General features: G+C 45.4%; 12 protein-coding genes. 6 read left to right on the top strand and 6 right to left on the bottom strand.

Going from position 1 to position 13,973, the window contains the following annotated elements; all coding sequences use genetic code 11:
• Nucleotides 1-26: 26 nt before the first annotated feature.
• The 4 genes from OCU77_RS03255 to xni all read left to right on the top strand — a co-directional run bounded on the left by OCU77_RS03255 (nt 27) and on the right by xni (nt 6,487).
• Nucleotides 27-2,315, top strand: a complete 2,289-nt coding sequence (locus tag OCU77_RS03255) for a tetratricopeptide repeat protein (protein ID WP_048899922.1) — start codon at nt 27-29, stop codon at nt 2,313-2,315.
• Between the two features lie 126 nt (nt 2,316-2,441).
• The gene (locus tag OCU77_RS03250; protein WP_048899921.1) at nt 2,442-3,998 is read left to right on the top strand and encodes a GGDEF domain-containing protein; all 1,557 of its coding nucleotides are present in this window, start codon (nt 2,442-2,444) and stop codon (nt 3,996-3,998) included.
• A 291-nt stretch (nt 3,999-4,289) separates the two neighbouring features.
• Nucleotides 4,290-5,663, top strand: a complete 1,374-nt coding sequence (gene ppnN, locus OCU77_RS03245; RefSeq protein ID WP_107303082.1) for a nucleotide 5'-monophosphate nucleosidase PpnN — start codon at nt 4,290-4,292, stop codon at nt 5,661-5,663.
• A 53-nt stretch (nt 5,664-5,716) separates the two neighbouring features.
• Nucleotides 5,717-6,487, top strand: a complete 771-nt coding sequence (gene xni, locus OCU77_RS03240) for a flap endonuclease Xni (protein WP_048899920.1) — start codon at nt 5,717-5,719, stop codon at nt 6,485-6,487.
• A gap of 107 nt (nt 6,488-6,594) precedes the next feature.
• On the opposite strand, the gene rlmM is transcribed toward xni, so the two are convergent.
• The 4 genes from rlmM to OCU77_RS03220 are packed head-to-tail and all read right to left on the bottom strand — an operon-like array spanning nt 6,595 to nt 9,738.
• The gene (rlmM, locus tag OCU77_RS03235; protein WP_048899919.1) at nt 6,595-7,677 is read right to left on the bottom strand and encodes a 23S rRNA (cytidine(2498)-2'-O)-methyltransferase RlmM; all 1,083 of its coding nucleotides are present in this window, start codon (nt 7,675-7,677) and stop codon (nt 6,595-6,597) included.
• The gene (locus OCU77_RS03230) at nt 7,674-8,096 is read right to left on the bottom strand and encodes a DUF423 domain-containing protein (RefSeq protein ID WP_048899918.1); all 423 of its coding nucleotides are present in this window, start codon (nt 8,094-8,096) and stop codon (nt 7,674-7,676) included. Before OCU77_RS03230 ends, rlmM begins: the two co-directional genes overlap by 4 nt.
• Nucleotides 8,097-8,099: 3 nt before the next feature.
• On the bottom strand, nt 8,100-8,837 hold the full coding sequence (locus OCU77_RS03225) for an alpha/beta family hydrolase (protein WP_239686038.1): 738 nt from the start codon (nt 8,835-8,837) through the stop codon (nt 8,100-8,102).
• Nucleotides 8,827-9,738 (bottom strand): transcriptional regulator GcvA, encoded by a 912-nt coding sequence (locus OCU77_RS03220; RefSeq protein WP_107303081.1) that lies wholly within the window; start codon nt 9,736-9,738, stop codon nt 8,827-8,829. Before OCU77_RS03220 ends, OCU77_RS03225 begins: the two co-directional genes overlap by 11 nt.
• 381 nt (nt 9,739-10,119) lie before the next feature.
• Here OCU77_RS03220 and csdA point away from each other — a divergent pair, with 381 nt between their 5' ends.
• Together csdA and csdE are read left to right on the top strand one after the other, a co-directional pair.
• On the top strand, nt 10,120-11,340 hold the full coding sequence (gene csdA, locus OCU77_RS03215) for a cysteine desulfurase CsdA (protein ID WP_048899917.1): 1,221 nt from the start codon (nt 10,120-10,122) through the stop codon (nt 11,338-11,340).
• 9 nt (nt 11,341-11,349) lie between these two features.
• Nucleotides 11,350-11,781 carry a cysteine desulfurase sulfur acceptor subunit CsdE gene (csdE, locus tag OCU77_RS03210; protein ID WP_048899916.1) on the top strand — a complete coding sequence of 144 codons (432 nt, stop codon included), beginning with the start codon at nt 11,350-11,352 and terminating at the stop codon, nt 11,779-11,781.
• Between the two features lie 87 nt (nt 11,782-11,868).
• On the opposite strand, the gene tcdA is transcribed toward csdE, so the two are convergent.
• Entirely contained in the window at nt 11,869-12,678 is an 810-nt protein-coding gene (tcdA, locus tag OCU77_RS03205) for a tRNA cyclic N6-threonylcarbamoyladenosine(37) synthase TcdA (RefSeq protein WP_048899915.1), read from the bottom strand.
• Nucleotides 12,679-12,819: 141 nt separating this feature from the next.
• Nucleotides 12,820-13,929, bottom strand: coding sequence for a murein transglycosylase A (mltA, locus tag OCU77_RS03200; protein ID WP_084711844.1), 1,110 nt, complete (start codon nt 13,927-13,929; stop codon nt 12,820-12,822).
• Nucleotides 13,930-13,973: the final 44 nt, after the last annotated feature.

The following is a 13,973-nucleotide window of genomic DNA, read 5'->3' as shown; positions in this document are numbered from 1 at the left end:
GTGTTTATTGTGGTTTAAGAGAAAATATGAATTTTTGCCGTTGGCTTTTTTGCGCTTTCCTAATTTGCTTCCTCCCTTTTAGCGCTTCAGCAAAAATCTACACAACGCCGATCCTTGCGGAAGCACATGACTTACTGCAAACCAGTCCAGAGAAATCACTTCGTATTACTGATCGCTATCTACAACAACGCCGTATGAGCGATCAAAGTGAAAACTCGCGTGTGCATGTTAATGATGACGCCGATCACTCAGTGCGTACTCCACTAAACACAGTCAATGCAATGCAAATTAAAGCACGTGCCCACTCATTGCTGAATCAACCAGATCGTGCGATAAGCACCATTAAGAAAGCGATTAAACTTGCCCAAGAAAACGACCTCGAATTTACCATTATTGAAACCCAACTAATTTATTCCAAAATCTATTGGGAAAACCTGCAAAACAGTGTGTTGGCATTAAAGCTACTCGACAACATTGATAACACTATCAGCCAATCTGAGCCGCTCAAACTCACTAAGCAAGTCAAAGTGCTGCAATACGAAACGTTATTGCAACGTGCCGTCATAGAATCAGCAGTAGGCACTGAAGAGAAAGCAGAAAAATTATTTAGCAAAGCAAAACGCTTGTTAACCAATTTAGATAACACAACAGCCTTGATTGAGTACCAATTAACCCTTGGTCAGCATTACTTGCTGTACAACCACTATGACTTAGCGCTGGATCGCCTGCTAAGTGGCTATTGGCTCTCAGTTGAAGAAGACAATAAAGCGCAGACAGCAGTCGCGAATTTAGGTTTAGCGACCTTATTTGAGCAACGCAGTGTGTTTGATAAAGCCCTAGAGCATGCGACCCAAGCGGGTGAGTTTTTCGAGCACTTTAAACGCACCCAGCCGTTAGCGAAAACCCTCGCCCTTATCGCTTCGATCTATGAGCAGCAAGGCCGTTACAACTTAGCCTTAGTGCATTACTTTAACGCCTTGGATCAAGAGAGCCAGTTAAAACATGATGGACGCTCTTCACAGCTATACCTCAATATTGCACGCGTCTACCTACAGCTTTATAACTACCCGAAAGCTGAGCAATATCTCCAACAAGCGCGCCAGATGGCGAAAAAGTCAGGTAATGAAGCCTTGAATGCTGACACGTTATTGCTGGAAGGTAAGCTACAACTGGCTGAAGGGCACATTGCGAAGGCAATCTCGACATTACAGTCAGGGCTATTGGCAGCAAGTCGTATCGGCCAGTTGAATTTGCAGTTACAAGGTGAGGTCATCTTATCGCAAGCCTTTGAGCAAAATGGCGATTACTACAATGCCTTGCTCAGCCAACGCCGCTATGAACAATTGTTTGAACGCCAGCAAAAGACCCAGCTCAAAAGCAATGTTGAAGTCTTCAAGCAACAACAGCGCATGATGGAACGTTCTTTAATGCTCGAAGAGCTAGAACGCCAACAATTTGAAAGCGAAAAAGCCCTCTACCAACAGCAGCAAGTTAGTATTTTCCTTATTAGCTTATTACTGGTGGTTAGTATTGTCCTATGGCGCCGCCATAGCGTGGCAAACATGTTGCAAAACCGCTTTAAACAGCTACGTACTGAGTTTTATACCCACCCTCGCAGCGGACTACGAAACCTGCGAATGCTCAATGCACGTCTGCCCGATTCACTCCAACAAAGTAGCGCCAACTTCGAACAATGGCACTTAGGTGACATCATTAATGAGCCACTTAGCGACCGTTTACGCTTCGCGCTGATTGAGATCCCGTTCTTAAAACACATTTACTTGGAACGAGGCTATCAGCAAGGGTTAGAGATGGAACGCCAACTTGGTGCTTATTTCCAAAATGAAGTATGCAAGCCTGCGCGCTTGTACCATTTCTCCGATGCGATGTTCTTGTACATTGAACCCAACTCGCGCCTTAACAGTGAACCATCACAGCTTGCCGATTCCATTCAGCAATTAATTGATGGTTTTATCGCCGATCGACACATAGATAATAAAGTTCGAATTGGTATGGCTGAATACCCATTTCTGCCTCGTGCTTACACCGCGATAAACGACCAAGAATTAATTGATATTCTGCTTATGGCAACCAATGCCGCACGCTTGAATAATAAGAAAGAGCAAGGAAGTCAATGGGTTCACTTAAGTGCTATTGATGCCGCCCCAGCAGCCAGCTTTGCCAGTGACAACATCCGTAAAGCCTGCATTCAAGGGATCAATAATGGGTTAGTCAAAGTACAAGCATCCACACGCTTAGAATTTTGTTGGAATAACGATCACGATTCTGATGATCAGGTCAATAAAATCCTCTAGAATTCGCAATTAGTGCCGCTACATCAATAGTGGTTACTATGTTTTTGTTACTATACGCGCCATAGTTGTGGTTCCGTTTTCTTCTATAACTTTATATAGCGATTACTTTAGGTATGCCTTACCCTCGTGACTGACGTAAATGCCGTTGTTTCTGAAGTGAGTAAATTGAAACAACGCCTAGATCAAGCTCAACTCTCTTTCCGTGATGCCTCACTCAAGTCGCGTCGCGAGATTGTTATTTTAAAGCGCCTGATCACCCGTCTATCTGTCGCATGCAGAGGTATAGACCAAGAACTTGATGCTAAGTTAGTTGAACTACGCAATGACTTAGAGCAGCCCAAAGATATTAGTAAACTGATCCCACGCTTAGCCTTGATTGAGCGACTTGTCACTCGTCAAGCAGCGTTAACGGAACAAGCTAGCCAAAACCTTGAGCAACACATCCACTTGAGTGGCGAGACACTCAATCGCGTGCGTGGACTACCAGCACAGCTCAAACGTGACCTTCGTAATATTCTATCGGCAAACCCAGATAGTTTAGGGGACAATCACAATCGCCTAATACGCTTATTAGAGCTGTATGAAAGTGCAGTCAAGTTACTCTCGACCTCGACGAATCAGCAGCAAAACAACAGCATAGATCAAGATGTATTAGTGCACCTCAGCAGTGAACTGCAACACTTGATCACTGAACTCGACTTCACCGATGACAACAGCACTGTGTTATTGGAAACTCGTAATAAGCTATTAGCTGGCGTCACAGCAGAGAGCCTCACTGAGCAAGCTCTCATTGTTTTACGGTTAGTGATCAATGGCCACCATCAAGACCGCCGCTCAACGCAAAAGTTTGTCGATGGCGTACACAGTGACTTAGCTGCCATCAAGAAAACGGCCCATCAAAACCTTGGTCAATCCAATGCCTTGCTAGAACAGCGAGCGACGGTGATATCCGAATTTTCTGCTTTGTCCCACCAAATGCAGCAAGGACTAAAAGAGCAAGAAAACCTAGAAACATGGCGTCCCCAACTAGAAACCATTAGTACAGAGCTGCATACCTTAATTGAGCGTACTCACGCGTTAGAAAAACGTGAACGAGAGCTGCTGGATCAGTTGGCGTACAATGAAAATAAAGTCATCAGTCTTTATGAAAAAACCGCAGAGCACCACCAATCGTTAAACCAGCAAGAACGAAAGATGTTCTTAGACCAATTGACGAAAGTGTATAACCGCGCTGCATTCAACGATCGCTTAGAGCATGAATACCGCCGTTGGCTGCGTTATCAACACCCACTGTGCGTGGCTTTACTGGATCTCGATAACTTTAAAGAGACCAACGTTAATTTTGGCTATGTGGCTGGTGATAAAGCACTAAAAATCATCGCACGCACTATCCATCAATGCCTTGACGATACCGATTTTATTGCCCGTTTTGACGGCGATAAGTTCATGGTGATCATGCCGGATACGACAGAAGAAGAGCGAACGAAACGTATCAATACCATTCGTGAAACAGTTTCCCAGCTGCCCTTCCATTTTCGCGATCAACAAGTCTCTATCACCCTGTCTATCGGGGCGACGATGTTTGATGCCAACGATACTCCTCCGAATATTATCGAACGCACTCAAAAAGCGCTCAATACTGCAAAGAGTACAGGTGCAAACCGCCTTAGCTGGATAGCCTAAACCTCACACCCTCTGCATTTATTACTAGGCAAACGTGTTATTGCTGTGTAATGTAAAATTAAGCTACTGATATTAAATAGCAAAAAGCAAATCCTGCTGACTATACTAATATTTATGCTTAACGATGAGATTCGCTATAACCAACAACAATCAATATCGAATCTATCTCAACAGCTACACCTCAGTATTAATAACTAAATAATAAAAACGAATTCGCACACCCGTAAATATTGGGTATACACCTCGTTTTCCCCTCAGCAATCGCTGTTTTTGATGATCAGGGAGGTCACCATGATTACCCATATCAGTCCCGTTGGTAGCATGGATCTGCTATCACAACTCGAAGTTGATCGCCTTAAAGCGACCGCTTCTAGCGATATTTACCGTCTTTACCGTAACTGCTCACTGGCAGTGCTCAACTCTGGTAGTCACACCGATAACTCCAAAGAACTACTGGAAAAAAATAAAAGTTTTGATGTTAACGTGATGCGTCGTGAGCGTGGTATCAAGCTTGAACTGATGAACCCACCTGAGCACGCCTTCGTCGATGGCAGGATCATCCGTGGTATTCAAGAACACATGTTCTCCGTTCTGCGCGATATTGTGTACGTGAATATGCACGTCCAACAGCGCAACGACTTAAACCTCACGAGTGCACCGCATATCACCAACTTCGTGTTCAGTATTTTACGTAACGCCCAAACCCTGCGGGCAGGCGAAAGCCCTAACATGGTGGTGTGTTGGGGAGGCCACTCGATCAATCCCATCGAATACCAATACACCCGAGAAGTCGGCCATGAACTCGGCCTGCGTGAACTCAACATCTGTACGGGTTGTGGCCCCGGTGCCATGGAAGGGCCAATGAAAGGAGCGGCAATTGGTCACTCTAAGCAGCGCTATGGTGAGAGTCGTTTTCTCGGATTAACCGAGCCATCAATTATTGCGGCAGAGCCACCGAACCCTATCGTAAATGAATTAGTGATCTTGCCTGATATCGAGAAACGCTTGGAAGCCTTTGTTCGCGTCGGCCACGGTATTATTATTTTCCCTGGTGGTGCCGGTACTGCCGAAGAGCTACTGTATATTCTGGGGATTCTGATGGAGCCAGAAAATGAATCACAACCCATGCCATTAGTTCTTACGGGGCCAAAAGAAAGCGAAGCCTATTTCCGTACCTTAGATAGTTTTATTCGCGATACTCTAGGCGAAGCCGCCACCAAGCATTATCAAATCGTGATCGACAACCCTGCGGAAGTTGCTCGTATCATGAAAAATGCAATGCCGCAGGTGAAAGAGCACCGCCTCGCAACAGGGGATGCCTATAGCTATAACTGGTCATTGAAAATCCCACCTGAATTTCAATTACCGTTCGAGCCAACCCATGAATCCATGGCAAGTTTAGATTTGCACATGAATCAACGCCCTGAACACTTAGCCGCTAATCTGCGCCGTGCTTTCTCTGGTATCGTTGCAGGTAATGTGAAAGAAGAAGGGATCCGTGAAATCGAACGCAAAGGCCGGTTTAAAATTAATGGCGATAGCGTGCTGATGAAACGCATGGATAGGCTGCTGAAAAATTTCGTGGAACAACAGCGTATGAAACTACCAGGCTCGAAGTACGAACCCTGCTATGAGATCGTCACTGCGCCAGCAGTAATGAAATAACACAATTTAACGCGTACAATAAAGGGCCTGTTTAGGTCCTTTTTTTGTGTGCTATGTCTATTCATCTTGTTGTTATTGATGCTTTAAACCTTATCCGCCGTGTTCATGCTGCTCAACCAGGTGAACCTAATGTCGATAATACAGCCAAAGTTTGCTGTCAGGCGCTAGAGAAAATCATTAACAACAGCCAACCGACTCATATTGTGGCTGTGTTTGATCACCACAGCGATGACCGTGGTTGGCGGGCAGAATTACTGCCACATTACAAAGAAGGGCGTAAGCCTATGCCTGAAGAACTGGCACTCGGCATGGACAAAATCCAAGATGCTTTTATGGCTCTCGGCATAGATTCATTACTATCCGATGGCGATGAAGCCGACGATTTAGTCGCGACCTTGGCGCTCAAAGTAGCTTCACGCAACCAACAGGTCACTATCGTCTCAACAGATAAGGGCTATTGCCAATTACTCCAGCCAACCTTACGGGTACGCGATTACTTCCAACAACGTTGGCTAGATGCCCCTTTCGTTAAAAAAGAATACGGTATCGCGCCAGAGCAGCTAACAGATTACTGGGGATTAGCAGGGATTAGCTCGAGTAAAATACCCGGTATTACTGGTATCGGGCCTAAAGCTGCGGTGGAATTACTAAGCCTTTACCCAAGCTTAGAAGCGGTATTATCTGCGACCGACCTTCCTAAGAAATGGCAAAAGAAAATCACGGGCAACGAAGCAATGGCCCGTGCCAGCAAACAAGTATCATCATTGAAAACTGATTTAGAGTTAGGCTTCAACCTTCAGGACATCCGCTATCAAACCCCCTGAGTAATACCAATCGACGTAGTCTAGCTAACGCACAATAAAAAAGCGGCCCCATGATAGAGGCCGCTTTTTTGTATCTCGTTCAGCTAACAGGCGTTATCACAAACCTATTAGTATGCAGAGCGGTTATCTGTACGTTGGATGTGCACCGTAATTTCTTCACGGTCATGGTATAGGTGTTTCGCTTGTAGCTTAAACTTCACACCATTTTTAACCAAGTACAGCTTTAAGTTTTCAATATCTTGCAGTACTTCGTCGTAACGACCTTTCATTGGTAGTTTCAGGTTGAAGATTGCCTCTTTCGCCCATGCTTTAATTAGCCAGTCACCCATTAAGTGTGCAACGCGTGCAGGCTTTTCAATCATGTCACACACAATCCAAGTGACATTCTTGCGCGGCGGTTCAAATTTAAACCCATCTACTTCATGGTGCTTAACTTGGCCGGTATCCATCAGGCTTTGTGCCATTTGGCCATTATCAATCGCGTGAACGAACATTGAGCGCTTCACTAATTGGTACGTCCAACCACCTGGACACGCACCTAAATCCACGCCCCACATACCTGGTGCTAAACGCTCATCCCATTCTTCACGAGGGATAAATACGTGAAAAGCTTCTTCCAATTTAAGGGTTGAACGGCTTGGTGCATCCGATGGGAATTTCAGACGAGGAATACCCATGAAGAACTGAGAGTTATTGTTCGTAAATGAATAACCTACGTAGCAACAACCTGGAGCAATAAAGCACACATGTAATGCTGGGCTCCAAGTGCTGTCTTGTGCGTGCAGGATTTCTTTCTTACGCATCGCTTGGCGTAGCGGCACAGTAAATTTACGGCAGAACTTCAGCAGCTCTTTAGCTTCATTGGTATCTGGTGTTTCGATACGTAGCTCACCACAACGCGGGAAATCTTCAACCGCCGCTAAAATAGGTGAAATACGATCATCTTGCGGTAAATCAGTTAACAGCGGTTTCGCTGCAAACATTTGACGCGCAAAAATAAGCGAAGAGAATGGCTGTAGTTTAATAAACTTCTGCGCATCACCTTGCTGATAAAATTCAAACACAACAAAACCGGTGTTGTTTTTCACCCGAGGGAAACCATACAACTCCAGTTTGTTTGCTTTGTCTTGAACTTCACCGGCACATTCTTTTTCAAAGCCTGGACGACAGTATAAAATTACGTGATTCACTTTGAACCCTCAGCTGAACGCCAAGCAGCGACAGTTAACGCTACCCAGCCAAAAATAAAACAAAACCCACCCAGTGGTGTGATGGGGCCAAACCATTTAATGCCCGTTAATGCGAGCGCATACAAGCTGCCACTAAAGCACACAATGCCCGCACCGAAAAATAGGGCTGCGTATGATACCGCTTTTGACGGCAGAATGCGTGCCCATAATCCACATCCGATCAAGGCAACCGAATGTAAACCTTGATACTGAACCCCAGTCTTAAACACATCAAGTAGATACGGCGATAGCTGGGCTTTCAATCCATGAGCGGCAAAGGCCCCTAACATGACAGTAATCGCACCACTCAGCGTCGCACAAACCAAAATCCAGCGAGCACGGTTTGCTACAGTATGATCAAACTTAGCAGAACTCGTCATGACTTAGTGTCCTTTGGGCTGGGTACAACGCAGGATGAAATCAACCAACTGACTCACAACCAAAGCGCGATTGTCAGCTTCAGTATGGCCTGATTTTTTACGTGGTTTGAAACCATGATCGCCATCAGGCAAAAAAGTGGTTTCCACTTGCTCACTGTATTGCCACGCTTCTACTTCAGGTTGGGTACCAAACGTATCGCGCTCGCCTTGTAAGATCAGCGTCGGTGTTGTCATTGCTTGCAAATGCTCACCACGAAAGTTCTCTGGTTTACCCGGCGGATGAAATGGAAAACCAAGGCAAGCAACCCCCTTCACGCGCGATTGACAATTCTCAACATCGGGTACTTCTGCAGCTATATCGCTGACCATAATACTGGCCATACGGCCACCCATTGATTTACCACCAATCACTAAACGCTCAGATTCATGGGCCTTAATATGACGTAAAAAGTCGACTAACAGCTTAGGTTGACGATCGGGTGGACGTTTTTTCCCATCTTCACGGCGTTTTACCATGTAAGGAAAATCAAACCGCACCACGCGAATACCATGTTTTGCAACATGTTGGGCGATATCTGTCATGAATTCATGATCCATCCCTGCCCCAGCACCATGAGCAAACAAGAAGGTCGCTTTGGCTTCTTCGACACTCGGCCCATCGATTAAGTAGGTCGGAAAATCGAGGCTTTGCTCCTGCTGTGAGTTTGCATTTTGTATCGTGTTCGAAGTATTAGTCGACATCAGGCATGTCCTCTTGTTCACGTGCCGCTTTCGTTAGCACCCAATCACGGAACACTTGAATACGGCCAGTATCTGCCTGCTTTTCTTGGCAAACAATATAGAACGCATTTTTGCTCAATAGCACTTCATCAAACGGACACACTAAACGGCCAGCTTCAAGTTCTGGCTGTGCTAATACATTATTGCCCAGCGCAATCCCCTGTCCATGGACAGCAGCCTGCAACACCATGGTTGAGTGACTGAAAATAGGCCCCTGGTTTACGTTGGTACCGGCAATATTGTATTGGCGAACATAGTTCTTCCACTCTTTACGTGACGTATCGTGTAATAACGTATGCAGCTTCAAGTCATCTAGCGAATGCAGGGGTTTTAGCCCGTTAAGCAGCATAGGCGAGCAAACAGGCATTAAGAATTCTTGGTACATTTTATCAACGCGTAAACCCGACCAATTTCCACGTCCGTAATAAATTGCTACATCGACGTCATCAGTGAGCGATCCTTCGTCCAAATCGACCGCTTTAATACGCACATCAATATCGGGGTGTTTCTCATTAAAATCACTCAAACGAGGCACCAGCCATTGGATAGCAAAACTAGGAGGTAAACTAATGGTTAACGCCCCTTTCGCACCTCGTTCTAACACCTTATCTGTGGCATCTGATATTGCAGAAAAGATGTCTTTTATGTCGAGAAAATAACTTTGCCCCTCTTCCGTCAGCAATAATGAACGATTACGGCGACGAAATAATTTGAGCCCTAAAAATTCCTCAAGCGCTTTAATTTGGTGGCTTACCGCAGCTTGTGTGACAAATAACTCTTCGGCTGCACGAGTAAAACTTAAGTGTCTTGCTGCTGCTTCAAACACTTTTAATGAATTGAGCGGGGGTAAACGTCTCGACATACTTTTCCTACCTGACCATAACATTAGTTTTTTTTATGGTAATCATTATAAATTGTCCATTGCTCAAGTGCTACATAAACCCTATTATTCGTTTCGCAGCTGAGGGGTAGTACAAGTTTTTTGCTCTGTAGCATTTGTACTTAACCAATGTTGCGATGTTGTGTTTGCATATTGTCCGAGTTGTGTCGGATCGGTAGTTATCTACCAATTTTTACTTCCTGTATATTTGACCTGTCTGTCAAAATCATTTTTAGCACTGCGCCCCAACGCAGTGCTTTTTTTTTGCCAAAAAAGCGGGACTTATCACCTTACACGCCCCTCATACCCAAAATTGGCAATTTAGAGTACAATTGCGAGCTTGAATAACAGCTAGTGACCACCATGACTGCACAATTTTCTATCGATGCGATTCGCACCCAGTTTCCAGCCTTACAGCAAACCTGTAATGGCCAGCCTTTAGTGTATTTAGATAGTGCAGCAACTGCGCAAAAGCCGCAGGTGGTGATCGACACCATTCAACAATATTACAGTGGTCAAAATGCCAATGTGCATCGTGGCAGCCATTCGCTGACCGCTAAAGCAACCGCCAAGTTCGAGCACGCCCGTGAAACCGTCCAGCACTTTTTGGGGGCGGCGAGTAACCGAGAGATTATTTGGACTCGTGGTGCAACAGAAGCGTTAAACCTGATCGCACAAACGTATGCTCGCCAGACTTTACAGCCCGGCGATGAAATTCTTGTCAGTGAGTTAGAACACCATGCCAATATTGTTCCTTGGCAGATCGTAGCTGAGCAAACTGGCGCTAAAGTGGTAAAGATTCCGATGCATTCGGATTGCTCACTCGATATGAATGCCTTTCGCCAATTACTGTCTGAAAAGACCCGAATTGTCGCAATAGCCCATATCACTAACGTCACGGGTACCCGTAACCCTATTGAGCAAATGATTACCGAAGCACATCAATACGGTGCCGTCGTTGTAGTTGATGGTGCACAAGGTGTTGTGCATGAAGCAATTGATGTACAAACACTAGATGCTGATTTCTATGTATTTTCTGGCCACAAATTGTTTGCCCCAGCAGGTATTGGCGCACTATATGGCAAGCTAGCATTGCTTGAAGCAATGCCACCTTGGCATGGTGGTGGCAAGATGGTCGAAAAAGTCAGCTTTAACGGTACCACCTACTCTGGTGTGCCGGGAAAATTTGAAGCCGGAACTCCCAATGTGGCGGGTAGCTTAGGCCTTGCAGCCGCCATCGATTGGTTTAACGCAATCAACCAATCACAAGCCGAGCAACACATTGCCCACCTTCGTCAGCGTGCTATCGAGGGAATTAAAGACATTGAAGACTTACGCATTGTTGGACTACAAGAACACGCAAGTCTGTTTTCTTTTGTGGTTAATGGTGTGCATCATCAAGACATAGCAACCCTACTCGATCAGCAAGGTGTTGCGCTTCGTGCTGGCCACCATTGCGCCCACCCTATGCTTGATGCGTTAGGCTTAACAGGCACACTGCGCGTTTCGATTGCGCTCTATAATACTGAACAAGACATTGACTGTTTTATCGCAGCGCTACATAAAGCCTGTAGCCTGCTATAAGGAAAGACCATGACATTACCGCACCACCCGTTTGGGACTGAAATCACCGCTGACGATATTGTCGCGCAAATGCAAACAGCAAAAGGCTGGGAAGATCGTTACCGTACCGTGATTCAATTAGGCAAAAAGCTTCCCGTATTACCCGATGAATTTAAGCTCGCCGATCTCACCGTCAGTGGTTGCGAAAGCCTTGTTTGGTTAACGCACGATAATCAAAACGGTGTGTTTCATTTTGCCGCCGATTCAGATGCTCGCATCGTGCGCGGTTTAATTACTTTGGTGCTTGCTGCATACGAAGGAAAAACAGCGGATGCCATTTTGGCCTTTGATATTGATGGATATTTTGACCATTTAGGTTTAATTGAGCACCTCAGTCCATCACGTGGCAATGGGCTTAAAGCCATTGTTGAGCAAATTAAAGTGACAGCTACAAACACGTGAACACTTCAAATTAAATAACAAAAAAGCGGCTCCGTATCACTACGCAGCCGCTTTTTTATATTCTGGATAGAGTGTGAACAACACCCATTATTTTAAGTGTTTTTGCACGAGCTTTTGTAAAACTCGAGACACAGCAACAAAACCAAAGGTCGCCGTCACCATAGTCGCAGCACCAAAACCACTCGCACAATCCATACGCTTTGGTCCTTCCGCTGTTGCTTTCATATTACACACCGAACCATCAGCTTGCGGGTATTTCAACTGCTCGGTTGAATACACACAGTCAATACCAAACTTGCGCTTAGGATTCGTCGGGAAGTTATGATGACGACGCAGCGTATCACGCAGTTTTTTCGCCAGTGGATCTTGAATCGTCTTGGTCAAATCGGTGATTTGAATCTGAGTCGGATCGGTTTGACCACCCGCGCCCCCGGTAGTGATTACCTTATATTTATTACTCTTACAATGCGCCAGCAAAGCAGCTTTCGGCTTCATGCTGTCAATGGCATCTAAGATGTAATCGTAGCGACCATCGATGTACTCACGAATGTTCTCTGGCGTAATAAAATCATCAATCAAATTGACCTGACACTCAGGGTTGATGAGCTTAATCCGTTCCGCCATCACTTCAATTTTGCTCTGACCTACAGTGCCTGTCATCGCATGGATTTGGCGGTTAATGTTCGTCACACAGACATCATCCATATCGATCAGGGTCAGCTCACCAATACCTGAACGCGCTAACGCTTCTGCTGCCCATGAGCCAACACCACCAATACCGATCACACAAACGTGTGCAGCACGGTAAATCTCTACTTCACTGTTACCATAAAGGCGACGTGTGCCACCAAAACGTTGGTTATAACTGTCTGAGGCTGGGGTATCTAATTCGCGCATAGGATGTTCACTGCTAGGTCGTTCAGATAAAGAATGAGCGCGTGTTATACGCGCTCTATTAAGAATTGTCCAGTTTGCTCAAGCGATGGAAAAGGCAAACAAAGGATAAAAATGGCAGCGGGTTTGCTAAGAAATAACCCGTTATTCAGGCTTAATTGCCTGCGCAGGCACAAGCCAAGGATCGGCTGTGGCCGTATTCGGTAAGCCTAGCTTCCACACCCGTCCAAAATGCTTGTAGTGCCCAGCATCAATACCCGCCTGCTCACCCATACCATGGTAAAGGTCGAGGTGGTTTTTCTTCACTGCACCACCTGTATCTAAGGCCATCAATAATTTCAGGACATGTTTACCATTCCAGTTTCCTTCACTATCGAGCTGAGGGACCTCTGCTAAGATCACACTGCCCATAGGTAAGTATTCACGATCAGCTGCAACAGATGCATGCGCTAATAGTGGGATACCCGCTGTTCCCATTACATCCAAGCTCTCTTGCGGCTTAAAGAAGACATACGATGGGTTTTGCTCTAGCAGCTCGCGGACAGTGGCTTCATCTTGCTGTCCCACCCAATCTGAAATGGCTTTGAGCGACATTTTCTCTCGTGGTACTTCATCGCGCTCAATCAGAATACGACCGATACTGACGTAAGGGTGGCCATTTTTACCTGCGTATGCGAAATATTGCAGCTCATCATTATCTTCAAAATGGACAAAGCCACTGCCTTGTACTTCCATCATAAAAACATCAAGCATAGAAGCACTATAACCGAGTTCTAATTGTTGACCCGCCAATACCCCTTTGTTGATCTCCGCCCGCGTAGGGCACTTACCATCACACTTTGGCATACCATAAACAGGGTATTTAAACGTTTCGTTTGCTTGGTGGCGTAATTCGATCACTGGCGAAAAATAACCAGTGAACATCACATTGCCATAACCATCACCGCCACCCATTTGCGCAGCTTGAATACCGTAATTAGCTAACTCAGCAGGATCACCTGAGTGCGCAGCCCAACTCTGAATTTGGTTATAAAGTGGAAAATACTTCTCTGCCATTGATGGCGAACGCTCAATCACTTTCGTCATCTGTGCATCAAATTGACTGTAATCTCGGACTTTATCCGAGTTTACCGATTCAACCTGATTCAAGACTTGCTCGAAATCACCATCAAGGTACTGCTGCCCTCTATCGGTGGGTTTAGCACAACCAGCCAAACCAATAATGCACACTGCAATAGTAAAATGACGAAACACAAAAAGCCTATATAGGTTAAAGAAATCAACAACAAGTATAACAA

The organism is Photobacterium swingsii, from assembly GCF_024346715.1.
GTDB classification, from domain to species: domain Bacteria; phylum Pseudomonadota; class Gammaproteobacteria; order Enterobacterales; family Vibrionaceae; genus Photobacterium; species Photobacterium swingsii.
Note: the sequence above shows the minus strand (reverse complement) of the source record. Positions and strands in the feature narration are given on the sequence as shown.